14 protein-coding genes are annotated in these 18,601 nt (G+C 50.4%); all 14 read left to right on the top strand.

All coding sequences use genetic code 11. The features are described from left to right. Positions 1 to 24: 24 nt before the first annotated feature. The 14 genes from FZ041_RS06695 to FZ041_RS06630 all read left to right on the top strand — a co-directional run bounded on the left by FZ041_RS06695 (position 25) and on the right by FZ041_RS06630 (position 18,600). On the top strand, positions 25 to 1,026 hold the full coding sequence (locus FZ041_RS06695) for a glycosyltransferase (protein WP_149189013.1): 1,002 nt from the start codon (positions 25 to 27) through the stop codon (positions 1,024 to 1,026). Positions 1,027 to 1,106: 80 nt separating this feature from the next. Next, positions 1,107 to 4,025, top strand: a complete 2,919-nt coding sequence (locus FZ041_RS06690) for a DUF5672 family protein (RefSeq protein ID WP_187626332.1) — start codon at positions 1,107 to 1,109, stop codon at positions 4,023 to 4,025. 15 nt (positions 4,026 to 4,040) lie between these two features. Beyond that, entirely contained in the window at positions 4,041 to 4,964 is a 924-nt protein-coding gene (locus FZ041_RS06685) for a glycosyltransferase family 2 protein (RefSeq protein ID WP_149189011.1), read from the top strand. Beyond that, positions 4,964 to 6,211, top strand: a complete 1,248-nt coding sequence (locus tag FZ041_RS06680; RefSeq protein ID WP_149189010.1) for an autotransporter strand-loop-strand O-heptosyltransferase — start codon at positions 4,964 to 4,966, stop codon at positions 6,209 to 6,211. Before FZ041_RS06685 ends, FZ041_RS06680 begins: the two co-directional genes overlap by 1 nt. Next, a complete protein-coding gene (locus FZ041_RS06675; RefSeq protein ID WP_149189009.1) occupies positions 6,208 to 7,488 on the top strand; it encodes a glycosyltransferase family 9 protein in 1,281 nt (426 codons plus the stop codon). The genes FZ041_RS06680 and FZ041_RS06675 overlap by 4 nt, the downstream gene beginning before the upstream one ends. Positions 7,489 to 7,497: 9 nt before the next feature. After that, positions 7,498 to 8,487 carry a glycosyltransferase family 2 protein gene (locus tag FZ041_RS06670; protein WP_051635378.1) on the top strand — a complete coding sequence of 330 codons (990 nt, stop codon included), beginning with the start codon at positions 7,498 to 7,500 and terminating at the stop codon, positions 8,485 to 8,487. Next, positions 8,484 to 9,683 carry an autotransporter strand-loop-strand O-heptosyltransferase gene (locus tag FZ041_RS06665; RefSeq protein ID WP_149189008.1) on the top strand — a complete coding sequence of 400 codons (1,200 nt, stop codon included), beginning with the start codon at positions 8,484 to 8,486 and terminating at the stop codon, positions 9,681 to 9,683. The genes FZ041_RS06670 and FZ041_RS06665 overlap by 4 nt, the downstream gene beginning before the upstream one ends. A 4-nt stretch (positions 9,684 to 9,687) precedes the next feature. Then, positions 9,688 to 10,836: a glycosyltransferase family 2 protein gene (locus FZ041_RS06660; RefSeq protein ID WP_149189007.1), complete on the top strand. Its 1,149-nt coding sequence runs from the start codon at positions 9,688 to 9,690 to the stop codon at positions 10,834 to 10,836. Positions 10,837 to 10,856: 20 nt separating this feature from the next. Further along, on the top strand, positions 10,857 to 12,191 hold the full coding sequence (locus FZ041_RS06655; RefSeq protein WP_187626331.1) for a glycosyltransferase family 9 protein: 1,335 nt from the start codon (positions 10,857 to 10,859) through the stop codon (positions 12,189 to 12,191). Beyond that, positions 12,188 to 13,357, top strand: a complete 1,170-nt coding sequence (locus FZ041_RS06650; protein WP_149189005.1) for a DUF5672 family protein — start codon at positions 12,188 to 12,190, stop codon at positions 13,355 to 13,357. Before FZ041_RS06655 ends, FZ041_RS06650 begins: the two co-directional genes overlap by 4 nt. A gap of 17 nt (positions 13,358 to 13,374) precedes the next feature. Further along, a complete protein-coding gene (locus FZ041_RS06645) occupies positions 13,375 to 14,514 on the top strand; it encodes an FkbM family methyltransferase (protein WP_187626330.1) in 1,140 nt (379 codons plus the stop codon). Between the two features lie 14 nt (positions 14,515 to 14,528). After that, positions 14,529 to 15,755: a glycosyltransferase family 8 protein gene (locus FZ041_RS06640; protein WP_149189003.1), complete on the top strand. Its 1,227-nt coding sequence runs from the start codon at positions 14,529 to 14,531 to the stop codon at positions 15,753 to 15,755. A 28-nt stretch (positions 15,756 to 15,783) separates the two neighbouring features. Beyond that, a complete protein-coding gene (locus FZ041_RS06635; protein WP_149189002.1) occupies positions 15,784 to 17,367 on the top strand; it encodes a glycosyltransferase family 2 protein in 1,584 nt (527 codons plus the stop codon). 15 nt (positions 17,368 to 17,382) lie between these two features. After that, positions 17,383 to 18,600 (top strand): autotransporter strand-loop-strand O-heptosyltransferase, encoded by a 1,218-nt coding sequence (locus FZ041_RS06630; protein ID WP_149189001.1) that lies wholly within the window; start codon positions 17,383 to 17,385, stop codon positions 18,598 to 18,600. Position 18,601 lies beyond the last annotated feature (1 nt).

Here is an 18,601-nt window from a genome sequence, read left to right as displayed (position 1 = left end):
GTCAAGGAAAAAGAGTGGAGTCATATGCAACAGAAACCGCTACTATCGATAATTGTGCCGATGTATAATCGGCGACAATATATCATGGAATGTGTAAACAGCATCCGGCAGCAGAATTTTGCCGATTGGGAACTCATATTGGTAGACGATGCTTCAACAGATGGAACACCGGCTTTGTGTAAGGCGGCGTTTTGCGGGGATAGACGCATCAAGGTCGTGATGCAGGCACAGAATCAAGGTGTCAGCGCTGCTCGCAATCGTGGCTTAGAGCTGGCACAGGGCGAGTATGTCACATTTGTTGACAGTGATGATTTTCTGCTGGCCGATGGCCTGCAGCATATGATGGGGATTGCGCTGGCGCATCAGCCGGATGTCATTTGGTCAATGGGACGCTACTATAAAAAGGCAGCACAGGAAGAATTGCTGCCGGCACCGGATGAGGCAGGCGACATGCAGGATTTAGCGGAACTCTCGCCGGATATCGGCGAACGTGTGCAGTTGGTTTATGCCAGTTCAGCTTGGATAGGGGCCGTATGGAACCGCATATATAGCCGGCAGTTCCTGAAGGAGAACCAGCTAAGATTTGAACTGCTGTCGGCTAATGAGGATACCTTGTTCAATTTCCTGTGCTTATTCCATGCCCGGAAATACATGGTCACGACAAAGCTCTATTATGTATATCGTCTATCGGATGATTCGATTTTGCGGCAAGATAAGTATCTAGACCATTTGACGCGTCATGTTCAGGATACATTCAAGCTATCGGCAATTTTATGGCGCAGCCTGCAGGCGATACCGTATTTCCAGCAGTATCCAAAGGCAGCAGATAAGGTGATGGAAAAGCTCTCAGGTTATATGCTGGAGATGCCGCAGCATTGGGGCTTTTATCCGACGCCGCCCGAGCATCGCCAAACGGTAGCCGACTGTGTAAGAGACGCGTTGACCGCTGATTTTGGTGATAAAGCATGGCTGGTGCAGTACCTTTATCGGCAATTTATGGAGAGTCAGGGAAGAGGCAGAACATGAGCGTAGTGATTACAATCCCCATTTATCGGGAGACTTTAAGCATAACTGAAAAAGTATCGTTGCAGCAGCTAAAGCGAATCTTGGGACATTACCCGTGCGTTTTTGTGGCGCCAGAATCACTGGAATTTGATTATGAAGGTTTAGAAGACGGCATTGTCGTGGAACGCTTTCCCGATCATTATTTCACGAGCATTACCAGCTATAGTCAATTGTTGCTCACGGAAAAGTACTATGCGCGGTTTGCAGCTTACGATTATCTGCTGATTTATCAGCTCGATGCGTTTGTCTTTTCGGACCGGCTGCAGGAGTTCTGTGATTTGGGCTATGACTATATTGGTGCGCCGATTGCGCCGTCGAATCCCATTTGGCATGCCATTGGTGCACGCGTGGGCAATGGCGGCCTGTCGTTGCGGAAAATTACGGCGGCAAGGCAGGCGCTCAAACGCTGGGAGCAGCTTCCTGTAGGGCGGCAGCAGATTTTCCAGGATGTTTTTTTGCAGGTCGAGGACTTGTTTTGGGGCTGGTGCGGGGTTCAGTCAGATTTTGATTTTCGGTGTGCGCCGATTGCGACTGCCTTGCAGTTTGCTGTGCAGGAAGAGGTACAGCGATGTTATCGGCGAATCGAGGCGGGAACTTTGCAGCCTTTTGGCTGTCATGGCTGGAATGAAAGCCATGTGGCGTTCTGGCAGCGGAAGATTGAAGCTTGCGGCTATGAACTTACGGGACATGCCTGTATAGACGGTAAGAGCCGTCGGCGGACAGATTTAGAGGCTTATTGGCAGAAACGCCAGTATATGGATATGGCAAGGCTTTGGGGGGCTTTGCGCCACGGAAAACATACGGAAATGATGCTATTGCTTATGACCTGGCTGGATCGCTATCCAGCTGGGGATAAGGCATGGATCGGCTATGGCGAAGAACTGCAATATTTCTGGCGCAGCTGCCGGCAACAGCGGCTCACGGAGCCAATGATGGTATTGGCTTGGGAGCGGTTGGAGCAGGTGCTCGATGAAGCAATACTTCGCAGTTTGCAGGCTGGTGAAGGGGAGAGAAATCTTCTCTGGCTGCTTGAAAGCCTGCGGCCGCTTATCGCTCAGTCCAAGACAGTGGCTGCTGAGCAGCTTTGTCAGCAGATTGAGGAAATCCGCTGGCAGGAGTGGGAGACTAAGGCAGAGTATGCAAATCCGGCGCCAGCTGCCAGCAAAAAACATCATATCGTAGCTATTGGCATGGTCAAGAATGAGATGGACATTATCGAGAGTTTTGTACGGCACACGCTTAGTTTTGCCGATGAACTATTGCTTATTGACCATCAGAGCTCAGATAAGACGTCTGAAATCCTGCGTTCCCTGCAACAGGAAGGTTTGCCGCTTACCGTACATACCTCGCAGCGGGTAGAATATGCCCAAGCAGAGATGACGACGGAACTCCTTTATGAAGCGATAAATGAGCATGGCGCAGATATTGTCATTCCCTTGGATGCGGATGAATTCCTTGTTGGTACTAAAGCTGGAAGAAGTGTGCGGGAATATCTGGAGGAGTTGGATACAGATTGCATCTACGAGTTGCCCTGGCGGCGGTATATTCCCTATCAGCCGGATGTAAAGCGTGAGGAGTTCATGTTGAAGCGCCCGGTATTAGGGAGTGTTTTCAGAGATGGGGGGAATAAATGCATCATTGGTGTTAGAGCAGTCATCGAGAATAAGCTTCAATTGGTGCAGGGGAATCATTATCTGTATTATGTTCGCGATGGGCAGCGGTTGGGAATGGAGATGCTGGATTGCCAAACGCTGGAAATAGCTCATTTTTATTGGCGGAGCTCGGAGCAATTCCAAACGAAGATTGCTGTTGCCTGGCCGATGCTGGTGTCGAAGTATTCGTTGGCAGCCATAGGTGGTGGCGGTTATCGTCTTTTCCATCAGCGGATTTTGCAAGGGGAAGAAATCAATCCATTGGAATTCCTTCAGCAGGCCAGCTTGATGGATTTGCGGCCATTGGTGCAGCCCCAGACGCTTCGCTACAGTCAGCAAACTACACAGGATCCGATGGTCAACCTGATGCAGGCAAGTGTCTTGCTGGCTGAGCGAATGAAGGAACAGCAGATATTGGCAAAAAAAATATTAGTCACGACGGTCGTACCGTATCAAGGGAATTGGGCAGAATTCGCTATGTGTCTGCAACTAGTAGCAAAACAGGAGTATCCGTGGCAGCAAATCCTTATTCCTTGCATAAAAGCAGCGGACAACGAGGTACTGAGGAAACTCAGGGAGCTTTGCGAAACTAACCTGCCGCGGCAGGCCGCGTGGCAAATCATCACGGAGTCGCAAAACGGGGATGTATTTGCACAGCTTTCCGCAACTGCCAAGGGCGATTTTATCCATTGGCAGTTGCCAGGGATAGAAATGACGGATAATTTCATCACACGTATGGTGGCAGGTATTGCGGAGCAGAATATCCCCATCAGCTTGCTGGTATCAGATGGGCCAGAGGATTATTGCAATGAGCTTCCGTATATCACGATTCATCCGCAAGACAATACGCAGGTTATGTACGCTGAGGATCTCTGGCAGTGGCTGCTCGAAATCGGCAAATATCCAGCTGGTGGCTTGACTGGTACCTTGATGGGCCGGCAGTTGCTGGATGCGTGTGGTTGGCTGCGGCAAGCTTTTTTACAGCCGGAGGGATATTTCATGCCCTTCATGGCTTGGAAAATCTTATTGGCAGCTGGTGCTGGGCAATTGGTTGGCATGATAACTGAGTGTTATGTGTGGCCACAAGGAAAAGACTTGCCGTTAGAAAAGCTCGTTTTGCATCAGCTGGAGTGGTATGAACTGCTGCAGCAGGCAAAAAATGATTGGCCGGTGGAGTCTTGGAAGGAGGCTGTCAGTCACTATTGCCAGAATGGTGAGCGTTTGCTGTCACGGGCTATTGCCGAGGGGATAGATACTGCAGCACCGCTTTGGCAGCATTATCAGCAAACGTTGCTGCAGATCTTATGATGAAGGGAAGCTAATATGGTTAACATATCTGTAATTGTGCCGATTTATAACAAGGTCCAATATCTGCAGCGGGCTATTGACAGTATACTGGCGCAGACTATGCAGAATTTGGAAATCTTGCTCATTGACGATTGCTCTACCGATGGCAGCTATGAATTGTGCCAGTCTTTGTATGGGCAGCATAAGCGGGTGCATTTGTGGCAAAATGCGGAAAACATGGGCGCTAGTGTTACGCGCAATGCAGGTATTGAAGCAGCGTGTGGCCGGTTTATCGCTTTTGTTGATGCCGATGATGTGCTGTACCCTGATTATTTGAAGCGGATGTATCATATGGCACTGCGGGAAAATGCCGATATCGTAGCGGAGGGCAGCGTAGAAACCACGGAGCCTTTAGGACTGGAGATTCCATTGGCCCAGCGTGCCGAATATGTCTGGCAAGGCAAGTATAGGACAGCCTGTTACCAGAAGTTGTTTTCACGTGAGTTGATTTTACGTAGCAATATCCGGTTTCATCCCATCGTATTCCTTGAGGATGTTTTGTTTTCTATCGAAGCGCTATTGGCAGCGAAACGGTTTGCTTTACTGCCGGATACGTTGTATGAAATTATTGAGACCCCGGAATCCATCACGCGTGGGGATTTGTTGGCGAAAGCTCCACAATATATGGATTCCGTGGTAAAAGCTATCCGTTTTCTGTCTGATTATATGGAGTCCATTCCTGATTTAGCGGCAGATAAGGGAAGTAAACAGATATTATTCGTATTTATCATGCAGTTATCGTTATTGTCGCATTTTTATGATTTGACCAAACAGCATTCCTTGGAAGCAATCAATGAGCAGATACGGCCGGTTATGGAAAAAGAATTTGGTGTGAACTATCAATATGTGACGTTGCTGCTGGACTGGTGTATGAATAAGAACAGGAAGGAGCAAGAATAATGGAGATGTTTCCGTATCCCATCCAGTATTTCCCTTGCCGCAAATATTCGGAAAAGCAGCAGGAGTTGATGGAAGAAAACAATCGTATATTTTTTAATGAAATGCATGTTCATATGGGAGCTGTAGCTGGCGATACGGGCATTGACGGGCTGAAGCTGGATTTCCGCAATGGGCTTCGCTTGCAGGTCCCCGCAGGGGATTATCATGTGCGGATAGCAGATGCCGAAACTGGCACGGTGTATTTTGATGAAGATGCAGCCGAAGTCATCCTGGTATCGGAGGAAAAATATTATATCCCGTGGTTTATCGAGGTCTTTAACGCGGGGCAGAAGGTGTTTGAGCATTGCTTTGATCCGACAGGGCAGCGTATCCATATTGGCGTTGTCAGTACGGCTATGGGCGACACGATTGCCTTCTTGCCTGCGGCTGTTATGTTTGCCAAGCAGCATCAAGCGAAAATCTCGATTGATGTCCGTGAAAAGTGGCGGGAGTTTATCCAGTGTGCCTATCCGGAGATTGAGCAATGCGAGAAAATTCCCGAGGATACTTATGCGGTTTTCTGGCTGGTAATCGGTTTTGATGATCCGCATTTTATCCCGACGGATGGACGGCGGATTCCGATGCGGGCATCGGCGCAGTATATTCTCGGACAGGATTGTATCGCACCGCGTATTCCCTGGAAACCGCGTAAACTGCGGATAATCGCAGAACCTTATGTGTGCATTGGCGTACAGGCTTCGGGCGTAGCTAAGACCTGGCAGTGGCCAAATGGCTGGGACGAAATCGTGGCGTATCTGAAACAACTCGGCTATCGGGTGCTGTGCATTGATCGCGACAGGGTCGTAAGTGACCAAGGCATTACTGTAAAGATGCCAGCGGGCGCCGAGGACTTTACGGGCAATATTCCACTGGCTGAGCGGGCTGATATGCTGGCGTATGCCGATTTTTTCATCGGTCTTGGCAGTGGCCTTTCGTGGCTGGCCTGGATGGCGGGGTGTCCTGTTATCATGCTGGCGGGATTTTCGGCAGTTTGGTATGAATTCCCGGAGGTTTATCGGGTCATGAATCCCCGCGTATGCAATGGCTGTTTCAATGATGTCCGTGTTCATTTCTTGCGGAAAATTTGCCCGTATCATGAGCAGAAGAGTCCGCATTATCTGGAGTGCCAGCGTCAGATCGCACCGGCGATGGTGAAAAAAGTTATCGATCGTTGCCGGCAGGAGCATAAGAAGGAGTTGCTGCAATGAGAGAACATGCTTTGTCTTTAGCTGGGGAACAGCTAGTGCAACTGGCCATGGATGTGCATCAGCTTCCTGTCGCGAAGCTCAAAGCGCTGATGGAGCCGGCTTTTGAGCAGGCAGGTCTGCGCAAACAGCAGGCTGGGGCAGTGAAGTCAATATTGGTGTTGTTATTCGATGCGGTAGGCGATACGGTGCTAACGACAGGCTTTATGCGGGAGCTGCGGCGCGCTTATCCCCAGGCGTATATTGCTGTGCTGGTGCGGCCTGGTGTGGCGGAGCTTTGGGAATTCTGTCCGTATATCAATGAACGTATTTTGTATGATGAGCGCCGCTTTCAAGAGAATCAGCGGAAAGCTTGGCAGGAGCTAGTGGCACTTGCAGAGGAACATCTTTGGCCAAAGCAGTTCGATTTATGTATCTCAAAGCTTTGGGGCTGGGCGCAGCTGCGCAATGAAATCCGTCTGGTGGAATACTTAAGTGGCGCCAAAGAACGCGTGGATTTCAGCAATACAGTGTTCAATGTCTATGGAAACTTCGAAGCTAGGCCCGACTTTGCCGAGGAGTTGCTGACAAAATCACTCGTTAGTCCGCCAGAATACCTGCATGAGGCCGAGCGCATTTTTTATGTGCTGGAAGCCCTTGGGACTAAGCCTGGCGATACCAGCATGGAGCTTTGGTATGGTGCGGCGGATAGCCTGCGGGCCAAGGCATTGTTGGGCTGGGAGCAGACGGCGGACGCTATCTATATTGCCGTAGGCCTCGGTGCGGGAACGCCAAACCGCAAATATCCGCCAGAGCTTTTGGCACGTGCGTTAAATGAGCTTGAGGGACGCTATCCTGCTTTGTGTTTCGTGTTGATTGGCGGGTCGGCGGAACAGCAGGCGGCTGAGCAGTTGAAAAAGGCCTTGCCGCAGAGGCATGTGGTAAATCTTGCGGGCCGGACAAGCCTTCGGGAAACGGGCGCGGTACTCGACCTGTGTGCCATGTATATCGGCAATGACACGGGGACCATGCATATGGCGGCAGCTTTGCAGAAACCGGTACTGGCCTTTTTCCGCGATCCGTTGGACAAGGATGATTTTCTGCCAGGGGTATTTAGCGGCTTTTATCGCTTTGCGCCGTGGCAGGTCCCTTATATCGCCCTGCGCCCGGATAAGGCAATTGGGGGTTGCAAAGAGGAAATCATCTATGGTGGTTGCTGTGGCAAGGCCGCGCATTGCATTGCGACTATCCCGCCCGAAGAAGTCGTGAAGGCATTTACTATGTTGATAAATAATTGTTGAGGTATGAAAATGAAGTGTCCTAGTATTTCGGTCATTGTGCCTGTATATAATTGCGAACGGTACATACAGGCATGCCTGCAAAGCCTGCTGGCACAGACGTTGCAGAATTTTGAACTCATCGTTGTCGATGATGCGTCGACAGACCGCAGCGGGGAAATCTGCGCGGCTATGGCGACGACTGACAGCCGTATAAGGCTTGTGCAGCTGCAAGAGAACTCCGGGGCCGGTATGGCACGCAATCGGGGAATGGAGACCGCCACAGGGCGCTTCTTGACGTTTGTGGATGGCGATGACGTTGTTGAACCAGAATATTTGAAGACACTATACGCGCAAGCAATACTGCATAATGCAGATGTGGTTTCAGGTGGTAGTCAGGAGTATCGCTTGCAGAAGGATGGCTCATACCTCTTGTATGATTTAGTACGGTTGACAGATTCGGTATGGATTATGCCAGAAAATGTTTTGTTGCGTATTGAGGCAATGCTGGAAAATCGAACTAATGTTGCGTCATGGGGCAAGCTTTATCGGCGGGAGCTTATCGAAAAATATCAACTGCACTTTGATGATATGCCAAACTTTGAAGACTGTCTGTTTAATTTTCTATGCCTTTATTATGCCAAACGCTATGTGTTTATTTCCGCCACGGACTATCACTATCATGTGCGGGAGCAGTCGTTGTCACGCGGACAGGATTTGTCTAAGATAAAGCAGTACTGGCTGTCGGGGATAAAGACATTATTGGCCTGCGAGCAATGGATGGCAGGGATGGAGCTTTTCCAGCAGAATCCGGAGCTCAAGCAGCGGATAAAAGCTTATTTTTTCGGCATATTCCTAAAGCGGCATATGCTGCCTGTCTCTAAGTGCTATTCCTTGGAACAAATCAATCAGGAAATCGGTCCATACTGTCAGGAATACTTTAAGGAACAGCAGGACTTTGTGATGTTGTTGCTGGATTATTGTGTGATGCAACAATATCAGCTTAAGGATGAAGAAGAATGAAACCAATCGTGTTTTTTAGTGCTGCGCAAAATGAAATGAATGAATACCATCAGGCGCTGTTAGTCCGGCTGATGGAAAAGGCCGGCGAAGTCAAAGGGGAGACTGGCATCCTCGGGCTTAAACTTGACTTTAATTTTGGACTGCGTCTTGAAGTACCGGCTGGGGATTTTGCCGTCCGCGTGAGCGACAGCGAAAGCGGCCAGGTGTATTTTGAGGGAGAGGTCAGCAATCAGTTGCTTGCTTCTATGGAAAAATACTATATTCCCTGGCAGGTGGAGGTCTATCAAAAGGGCAGCATGGTATTTGCGCATCGAATGGATGTAACGGAGCAAACCGTGTATCTTTATCTTGGCAATGCTTTGGGCGATATGTTAGCGGTTATGCCTTATGTCTTGGCTTTGCAGGAGAAGTATCACTGCCGGATTGTCTGTGAGCGGCAGGAAAATTTCGCGCCGCTGTTTGACGCTTGCTGGCCGCAATTTCCTATGGTGGAGGAGCTGCCAGAGGATGCCTATGCGGCCTTTGTGCTTGGAATTTTCCAAGATGCGCCAATCTTATCGCCAACCGATGCGCGCTCGGTGCCGCTCACGCAGCTTGGCGGTGTTCTATTGCATCTGTCGGTTGTGCCAAGGAAGTTGCAGCTTACGGCTGCGGGGCGGAATCCCTTAATAGAAGAGCCTTATGTATGTATTGCTACCCAGGCTTCGGGGGTCAATAAGTGCTGGCATTATCCGCAGGGCTGGGAAATCATCATCAAGCGGCTGAAACAGGCAGGCTATCGCGTGCTTTGCATCGATGGCGATCGGGAACTGCGACAGGGGAGTTATCATGTGGGGATTCCTAAAGGGGCCGAAGATTATACGGGACGGCGGCCGCTGGATGAACGCCTGGCATTGCTCAATGGGGCGGCCTGCTTCATTGGGGTGTCGAGCGGGCTTTCCTGGCTAGCCTATGCGGCAGGGACGCCGGTGGTGATGATCAGCGGCTTTACCCTGCCGTCAAATGAATTCTTTACGCCGTATCGGGTCATCAACTATCAGGTCTGTCATGGCTGCCATAATGACTTGCGCGTTGACGATAAGAATTATTTTTGCCCGTATCATCAGGGCACGGAACGGGAAATGGAATGTTCCATGGAGATAACCGCAGAACAAGTTTGGCAGCAGGTACAGAGGTGCCTGCTGGTTGGAGAATAATGTTATGAGAAAAACGAGCATTATAATACTTAGCTATAATACGCTTTCGTATACGCAGTTTTGTATCGAAAGTATTCGCGCTTATACGAGAAAAAATAGCTATGAGATTATCGTGGTAGATAATGCTTCTACGGATGGTTCGTTGGAATGGCTCAAGGAGCAGCATGAAATAAAGCTCATCGCTAATCCGGAAAATGTTGGCTTTCCAGCCGGCTGCAATCAAGGCATGAAGGCCGCCGCGCCAGGAAATGATTTATTGCTGCTCAACAGCGATACGATTGTGACGCCACACTGGCTGGATAATCTGCAGCAGGCACTTTACAGCGGGAAAGATATCGGCGCGGTCAGCTGCGTGACCAATAACTGCAGCAATGGCCAGTCGATTGCGGTGGATTACCAGACCGTAGAGGAACTGCAGCAGTTTGCAACAGGATACAACCACAGCGATGCGCAGAAGTGGTACAGCTGGCCAACATTGGTTGGTTTTTGCTTCCTGTTGAAACGCGTAGTATACGATAAGATTGGCGGTATGGACGAGCGTTACTCGCCGGGAAATTACGAGGATGATGACTATTCGTATACAATCCGTCAGGCAGGTTACCGGCTGCTTTTGTGCGCCGATACGTTTATCCATCATTTCGGCAGTGCCTCATTCAAGCAGGCACTAGATTCTGAGCAAGCCAAGGCCAGAAAGGAACGCTTTGCCAGAATCCTAGAGGAAAACGAAGCAAAATTCATGCAGAAATGGCAGGTATCGCCAGACCATAAAGTATTCCATGGGATTACGGATGTGCTGCAGCCAGAGGATGCAGGCAAGCATGTTCTGCTGGTACGCTGCAGTGTGGGTCTCGATTTGTGCAATTTGAAGCGCAAATATCCGCAGCTGCACCTTTCTGGAGTGGTACTAAATGTTGCGGATAAGGCGAACGCCGTGCAGGATTTTCCTATCCGCTATGTGTCCCAATGGGGAAACATCAGTGCTGCGATTCCCGCAAGGCAGGATATTATCCTGGTACTGGGCAATGTGCGGACGATTCCGGACAGCAAGCGGGTACTTTTAAAACTCGCCCGACGCTTAAAACCGTTGGGGAAACTCTATTATTATGATGAGCAGCATTCGTATTGTGAGCAGCGCAATGTAGAGACCGTTTGAATACAGGGATGGTGATAGATATGCGGGCGATTGAGGATATACAGCAGGGCATCGCGGTTTATGAAGAACAGATAAAGCAAACGAAGGAATTTAATACGCATGATTTTATCCAGTATATGGAGCCGTATTTTGTGCGGCATGGGTATCGTACGGCAATGCCAGAATCGCCGCGGAACATCCTGATCATCCATGATGCGGGCGTGGGGGATTTCATCAATTTGTCGCCATGTCTGCGGGCTATCCGCCAGCATTATCCATTGGCACATATCGTGCTGGTGCTTTTTCCGCGGGCTTTAGCTTTGGCTGAGGCCTGTCCGTATGTGGATGAGGTCATACCGAATCTGCGTCAATGCGATTGGAATGATTTCCTATCGCTTTATGAATGGAATCAGGGATTTTGTGCAAAGCTTCTGCCCTATCATTTTGATTTGGCCTTTGTATTCCCACATTATGGCAGTGCGGTGCAGCTCGCGTATCTGAGTGGAGCTAAGGAGCGTGTAGCATATGATATCAGCCGTGTGCAGAAGTCAACATTTTGGCATGGTGTTATACCGTATGATGTGGTGGAGCCGTTCATCAATCGGCCCGTATCCTATCAGGAAAAAAATAGCCATTCCTGTGAACGGTATTTAGGCGTATTGGATGGAGCGTGGGGGGAAAGGGTAAACGATAGAAGTCTGGAAATATGGTGCCAGCCAGCGGACTTGGCGAAGGCAAAAGCTGTATTGGCTGACTGGATACAGGCGGCAACACCTCTTTATGCTGTAATCATGGGCGGACAGGGAGCATTTAATCACTGGCCGCCAGAAAAATATGCCGAACTTGTGGTGTGGCTGCTGCATGATTATCCGGCAATGCGTTTTGTATTGTTGGGCGGTGGTGCAGCGGATGAGCAGGAAGTGTCACGTTTCCTGACAGCGTATCGCGCTTTAGAAGGCGACGAGACAAAACTTAGAAATTTTGTGAGTTGCCTTACCTATTGTGAGAGCGCTGCGGTGATGGATTACTGTGAGGCTTATATTGGTAACGATACGGGGAATATGCATATGGCTGCGGCGTTGGATAAGCCCGTGCTGATGCCGTGTTGCTATCCAGCGGAATTTCCGATTGGTCCTGATGATGTGTCAGCAGTTTTTTATCCTTGGCAGGTACCGGCCGTATTCGTCCAGCCAGCAAATGCTTTGCCAGAATGCAGGCCAAAGCGTTCAGAGCATGGCTGCTGCTCTTTGTATGAGGCGCATTGTATTTGTCAGGTCGAAGTAAGAGCTATGCGCCAAGGTTTTGAAATCTTGCGTGAGCGGTGCCAGCGGGGAGAGAATAGTTTGTTGTGTATCAATCAGGAGCAGGTGCTATGAGTCATAAGAAGTTAGTAGCAGTAGTGATTCCGGTTTATAAAGCGGAACTTACGCTTACAGACGTTGTAGCTATGCGGCAGCTGCGCAAAGTGCTGGGGCATTATCCACTGTACTTTATCCATCCGGAATCCCTGCAGCTAGCTTATGGAGAATTAGAAACAGGAATCGGTAAAGAAGCCTTTGCGGATATTTATTTCCAGAGCGTTACCGGCTATAGCGCCCTAATGCTCTCAGCAGAGTTTTATGACCGCTTTGCTGCTTATGAATATGTGCTGATCTACCAGCTCGATGCCTTCGTATTTTCTGACCGTTTGGCAGAGTTCTGTCAAATGGGCTATGACTATATCGGTGCACCGGTGCGGCGGCTGACACCGCTATGGCATGCAATCGGTGCGCGCGTAGGCAATGGTGGGTTTTCCTTGCGGCGCGTAGCGGCTTGCCGGGCAATGGTTCCCGTATGGCAAAGGTTGCAGGCCGAAGATCACCCTTGGAGCGGGGAACTTCTCGATTGTGAAGATGCGTTTTGGGGTTATTGCGGGAAAAATCCGCAGTTGGATTTTACGGTGCCGGATGTGAAAACGGCCTTGGAATTTGCGGTGCAGGAAAATGTCCAGCATGCCTATCCGCGCATGCTGGCTGGTTGGCGGCCATTCGGCGCGCATGGCTGGAATAAGATGGATGCAGCCTTTTGGGAGCGTATCCTTGCGCGTGAGGGCTATCCTTTGAAGGGGCTTATCAGTAATGATTTTGGCCGCAGGGGGGTCCTGCAGAAATGGCAGGTGCATCAGCAGGTCAATCTGCCTAGGGTCTATGGCTGCTGGCAGCGGGAGGACTTCCGCGGAGCGCTGGACTTAATGCTTGACTATCTGCAGCAGTATGACGAAGGGCATAAGACCTGGCAGCAACAGACGTATGATTTATTCCAGCTGTGGCATATGGCAGAAGGAAGCCGCGGTCGGGCGGGGATTATCAGTGACTTATTCCAGCAGACTATTGAGGAGGCCATAAGGCGCACCATTGCGGCTGGGAACTTCACGCCACTTCAGCTCTGGTGGAGCGACCGGCTGGTAAAGCGGTTGGCTGCACAGCAAAAGCATCGCGACGGTACCGCCTTGCGGGAAATGCTGTTGTTAGGCCATGAGGCCGAGCGCCGGGCAGGATTGTAATTAAGGAGTTGATGACAGTGAAGGCACGCATAATCTTATGGGATATGGACGGCAACGGGGAAAAGTGGTTTGAAGAAAATATTCAGGCAGAACGCGTAGAACTGGTGCAACGAATACCTTCTGGTGAGAATAATATTCAACTTAGTGATGATATCGATTTGTTGTTGATTGCTAGCAGAGTCATAGACAGCAATATCGTAAAGCTGTTGGATAATGTTGGTTTCCACAGTGATAGAGTGGTATTCATTTATGAGATGATTAGTTGGTATGAGAAGTTTGATTTAGCGGTATTCTTGCTCAAGGATAATCCTGGTGGCATGAGGCGGTTGCTTTTTTGGTATCATGAATGCAGTGCTAAGGATTATTGCAGTTGTAAGGCCGAAGAGCTTACTTTTATAGCTTCGGTGGATGATAAGGTAATCATGCCGACAATGATGCGTGATGGGCAGGTTTGGTCGGCGGATGAAATGCATTTGTTTTATAAACTGGCCCATGAATATTATGCACTTCGCGATGATACGCCAGGCTATTTCCTCGATTTAGGAGCCAATATTGGCACGACGAGTATATATTTCCGCAAAAAGATTGATACGAACGTTGAGATAATCGCATTTGAGCCGGACGAGCGCAACAATAAGCTGCTGCAGATTAATATGCTGCTGAATGGTTTGGTAGGTGAGGCCTATGTTGAGGCCTATGGTTTATCCGATCGACGGGAAAACAAGGAACTCTACTATGATGAAAACAACCCAGGTGGAACGAGCTTGGTTCGAAATAGCGGTGGCACGGCCACAGAGGTGCCGTTGATTTCGTTGGATGAATACTTTGAGGAAAGCGGCCTCGATGATGCTAAAATCAAGTATATATGGATTGATACGGAAGGTTTTGAGCCCTTTGTCGTGGGCGGTGCAATGAACATCCTGAAGAAGCGGGCTATTCCGTTGTACATGGAATTCAATCCCTATTGGTGGAATAAACAGGGGCTTTTGCAGACTATGGTGGACCATCTGCGTGAGGCAGGATATACAAAGTACATCCTGATTCAAGAGTATATGGAGGGAAGAGAGGCGATTTGGCCTGTTGATTCACTCGTAGCTTTTAAGGATGTTGGCCCCAATCGCCTGTGGGATATTTTCTTGATAAAGGGCGAGATATAAGGAGTATAGGAACAATGATTGATGTTTGCTATGCGATAGCGGATGAAAAGGGGACCTACAGCAAGTTCCTCGGAACGTCGCTATGGTCGCTTTGCCAGCAGCATGCAGCGAAGGATCTGCATATCCATATATTGCATGATGGGACGCTGCGGGAAAAAGAAGAGCAGCGGTTTCGTCAGGCGGCGATGCACTTTGGCCAGCAGCTTTCATTTTATAACGTAGAAGTGCTCGCGGCGGCAGAGCTGGATTATTTGCGGCAGGAATTGCCACAGGCTGGATCGTCACGCTATACCTATGCGGCATTTTACCGCCTGCTGGCGGCACGGTTATTGCCGCCAGCAGTGTCGCGGTTTATTTATTTTGATGCCGATACCGTAATTCATATGGATATCGCTGGTTTGTGGCAGGAGAGCCTGGAGGAATATCCGCTGGCTGCGGTAGCAGAGTATGATGAGGCAGGAGATCCGGCGGATAATCCGATGGTGGCAGCAGGCTGGCTGGATGGCCGTGATTATTTTAACTCCGGGGTATTGCTTGTAGACCGTGAGAAGTTTTTGGCGCAGGGCGATATCCTGCGGGCAGGCATCAAGCGGTTAAAACAGCTCGAAGGATTTGTGTTTTACGATCAGGATATCCTCAATGCATATTTTGCTAACGGCTATAAACATTTGAATATTGCCTATAATGCGTTTGTGCCAGCTTTGCAGTTTCGTAAAATCCAGCAGTTGGTACCCGCAGTTTATCATTATGATGCGGGAAGTCTCGGTTTGCGGGAAGACGACGTCTATGATCGGCTATTCTATACGATGTTTTCCCAGACGCCATGGTGCGACGAAGACTTCCTCTATCGCTGTTTTGCGCAGATGGAGCGGCAACATGATATCAATCTGGAGCTGGCGCGGCAGGTATTCAGCGTTGCCAGTCAAAGGCAGCGGATATTTTGCGCCAATGAAGCCTCACAGAAAGCGATTCAGGAACTTTTCAATTTGGGAGGGAAGGATCGTTACCTTACGATGCGCAGTGATATGGATTGGGCGGGACGCCTGTGCCAATATGAGCGCGTAAGTCCTGCGGGACGCAGGCTCTACATCTTGTTTTCGGGACAGTATGAGAAAATAAAGCAGGAACTTTTAGCGGCAGGTTGGCAGGAGGGGCAGGACTTTATGGATGGCTGGCTGCTTCTGCCGGAGAAATACAGCGGTCACCTTTTCCGCTCACCGGCATTGATTCGCAATCTATAATGAGGAATAGACAGAGGAAAGGAAGGTCATGATGCAGATAGCGGTAATCTCGATGGTACGCAACGAAGCGGACATCATCGAAAGCTTTGTGCGCCATGCCGCAAGTTTGGCAGATAAAATCTATATCGTCGAACATGCGAGTACGGATGAGACGGCAGTCATCCTAAAAAAGCTGGCGGCGGAGGGGCTGTCGTTAGAGGTACGGCAGTATGCCGGTGCAGCCCAGACCCAGGCGGAAATCATGACGGATCTTATGCAGACGGCATTTGCGGCAGGGGCTGATTTTGTCCTGCCGCTTGATGCCGATGAATTCCTGCTGCCGGATGGGGAGCAGGATATGGGCTGGTGCCGTGAAGCCCTGCTATCGGTCTGCACGCCCGCTGCTGTTTATCAACTGCCATGGGTGACCTACCAGACACGAGAAGAATATCACGGGCAGCAGTTTATCCTGGCCCAGGAAAGCCAGCGGGAAAGCCAGCCCGAAGAACTGGGGAAACTTCTCCTGGGCCGTGAGGCATGGGAAAAGACAGGCTTTCGTTTGAGCCAGGGAAATCATCATGCCCTGCTGCCGGCAGAAAATGGCGTGCAGCGGTTGGCGCCTTTGCCGCTAACTGGCGTGCATCTGGCCCATTTCCCCTGGCGCAGCAGCAATCAGGCCGCGTCAAAAGCCGCGGTGGGGTGGCTGGCCAATGTGGCCAAATACTCACGGCAGACGAACCTGGCCAATCATTGGCGGCAGGGGTTCTATCGGCTGCTGGCAGGCGAGAAAACGATTCGCCCGCTGTTAAAACATGGTCAGCCGGCGCGGATTGCCCCCTCTTGCAAGGCACGGCAGATCGTGTATACGAAAGCACAGCGCGGTGAAGTGGTATTACTGCGCAATGTCTTGCTGGCGGCTGAACAGCTGGCCAATGCTTATAGCGAGCAGCAGGCTGCCAGCGAACAGCATAAGGTATCGATTTTGCTGCCCTATCTTGGGGAGCCGCAGGCCTTCCAACAGTCCTTTGCCAGTGTGGTGGAGGAGGATTATCCGCAGGTGAACCTTATCGTATTCCCGTTGGGCGAGGCAGTCAGCCATGACGAGTGGCTACTGGAATTTTTGCAAGAGCAGTCCGAAAAGACGGCAAAAGATATTGTCTATCTGCAGGAGCAGGGCGATATCCTCTGGCAGGATTTAGCGGAGTCCGCGGATGGCGAATTCATTCAATGGGTATTTCCTGGCGATGTCCTGACAAAGCATAAATTACAGCCGATGGTTACAACGCTTACGCGTCATGGCAATATCGATTTCGTGCTGACGAACAGCATGGATTATCCCGCTTTGCAACCGGCAAAAGAGCGGGGAACGCTGGTGGATTTGCAGCTGCCGGACGGTTTTGCCATTGGCGATGGCAATGTCTATCGGCAATATCTGCAAGAGCACCAGGCACTGTTGACGGGCGGTTTGTCCGCGCCTTTGTTCCGGCGGCAGACGATGCAGCGGTGCGATTTTGGCCGGAAATTCCTGCAGGACGGAGAGCCGCAATGGCAGGCGTTTTGGCAGAGTGTGCTGCAGGATGCCATCATTGGCGCGATGGATACTTCGTTGGTGGAGATGCATAGTCAGCTGTAGAGAGGAGTTTGCAGGATGCACTTATGGCCGGTATTGTATTTCTATTCGGGCGTGAAGGATTTCACGGCCGAAGACAGCGGTATTTTCGTTCGTTATGATGAGCTTGCGGGGATGGTTAAGGGCGACACGGGCATTGAAGGACTAAAACTCGATTTCAATGCCGGTGTGAGGGTGGCAGTTCCTGCTGGCGATTGGCAGGTCAGGATTACCGATGCGGACAGCGGGCAGGTGTTTTTCGATGGCCAAGTATCGGAAACGGTACTTATTTCGATGGAGCAGTATTTCATTCGCTGGCAGATTGAGGTGAAAAAGGCAGGGAAGCTGGTCTTTGCGCATACCTATGATGCGGCAGGGCAGACGGTTTGCTTTGTTTTAGAAGGCGATGTGCTCGGCGACATCATTATGCTGCTGCCCTATATCCGGGCCTTTGTGAAGAAATGGAAGTGCCGCGGTGTAATCCTTGATAAACCGGTATTCCGTGAAATCCTGGCCAATTACTTTCCTGAGTTTACCGTGGTGGAAGAATTCCCCGAAGATGCCTATGCGACCTATCATATCGGTGCCTTTCAGACACCGCCGTTTTTGATGCCGGACGACAGCCGGGCTTTGCCGGCTGCGTATATCGGCCAGCAGCTGCTGGGACTTCAGAAAGCGGCCGAAGAAGTTCTCTATCAGCCGACCAAGCCGCGGGGAGTACAGGAACCCTATGTCTGCATTGCCGTGCAGGCCTCGGGGGCACGCAAATGCTGGCTGCATCCGCAGGGATGGGCCGAGGTCGTTGCTTATCTGAAACAGCTGGGATATCGTGTCATCTGCATCGATCGTGAGCGGGTTACCCATACGGATGGCATGACCATCGAGATGCCGGCAGGGGCCGAGGATATGTCTGGGGCTTACACGTTGATGGATCGCGTCAATATGCTGGCCTATGCAGACTTTTTTATTGGCCTATCAAGTGGCCTGTCGTGGCTGGCCCATGCAGCTGGGTGCCCAGTGGTGTTGATTGGCGGCATATCGCTGCCCTATTCGGAATTCGATACGCCCTATCGGGTGCAGAATCGGCAGGTTTGCCATGGCTGTTATAACGATTTGCGCGTGGACTGGCGGGAGGATAAATGTCCCTACCATAAGGGAACCGCGCGGGAATACGAATGCTCGAAGAAAATCACGCCCCAGATGGTTATCGGGACAATCGAGCGATTCTGTAAGGATATGCGGGGAAAGCAGGAGTGAG

Origin of the sequence: Pseudoselenomonas caprae, assembly GCF_008271345.1 — a bacterium.
Lineage (GTDB): Bacteria > Bacillota > Negativicutes > Selenomonadales > Selenomonadaceae > Selenomonas_A > Selenomonas_A caprae.
Note: the sequence above shows the minus strand (reverse complement) of the source record. Positions and strands in the feature narration are given on the sequence as shown.

What these genes read in the sequence shown, in the direction of transcription:
- FZ041_RS06660 (WP_149189007.1), top strand. Translation starts at nt 9,688, where the DNA reads ATGAGAAAAACGAGCATTATAATACTTAGCTATAATACGCTTTCGTAT.
- FZ041_RS06640 (WP_149189003.1), top strand. Translation starts at nt 14,529, where the DNA reads ATGATTGATGTTTGCTATGCGATAGCGGATGAAAAGGGGACCTACAGC.
- FZ041_RS06635 (WP_149189002.1), top strand. Translation starts at nt 15,784, where the DNA reads ATGATGCAGATAGCGGTAATCTCGATGGTACGCAACGAAGCGGACATC.
- FZ041_RS06665 (WP_149189008.1), top strand. Translation starts at nt 8,484, where the DNA reads ATGAAACCAATCGTGTTTTTTAGTGCTGCGCAAAATGAAATGAATGAA.
- FZ041_RS06695 (WP_149189013.1), top strand. Translation starts at nt 25, where the DNA reads ATGCAACAGAAACCGCTACTATCGATAATTGTGCCGATGTATAATCGG.
- FZ041_RS06685 (WP_149189011.1), top strand. Translation starts at nt 4,041, where the DNA reads ATGGTTAACATATCTGTAATTGTGCCGATTTATAACAAGGTCCAATAT.
- FZ041_RS06675 (WP_149189009.1), top strand. Translation starts at nt 6,208, where the DNA reads ATGAGAGAACATGCTTTGTCTTTAGCTGGGGAACAGCTAGTGCAACTG.
- FZ041_RS06650 (WP_149189005.1), top strand. Translation starts at nt 12,188, where the DNA reads ATGAGTCATAAGAAGTTAGTAGCAGTAGTGATTCCGGTTTATAAAGCG.
- FZ041_RS06655 (WP_187626331.1), top strand. Translation starts at nt 10,857, where the DNA reads ATGCGGGCGATTGAGGATATACAGCAGGGCATCGCGGTTTATGAAGAA.
- FZ041_RS06630 (WP_149189001.1), top strand. Translation starts at nt 17,383, where the DNA reads ATGCACTTATGGCCGGTATTGTATTTCTATTCGGGCGTGAAGGATTTC.
- FZ041_RS06680 (WP_149189010.1), top strand. Translation starts at nt 4,964, where the DNA reads ATGGAGATGTTTCCGTATCCCATCCAGTATTTCCCTTGCCGCAAATAT.
- FZ041_RS06670 (WP_051635378.1), top strand. Translation starts at nt 7,498, where the DNA reads ATGAAGTGTCCTAGTATTTCGGTCATTGTGCCTGTATATAATTGCGAA.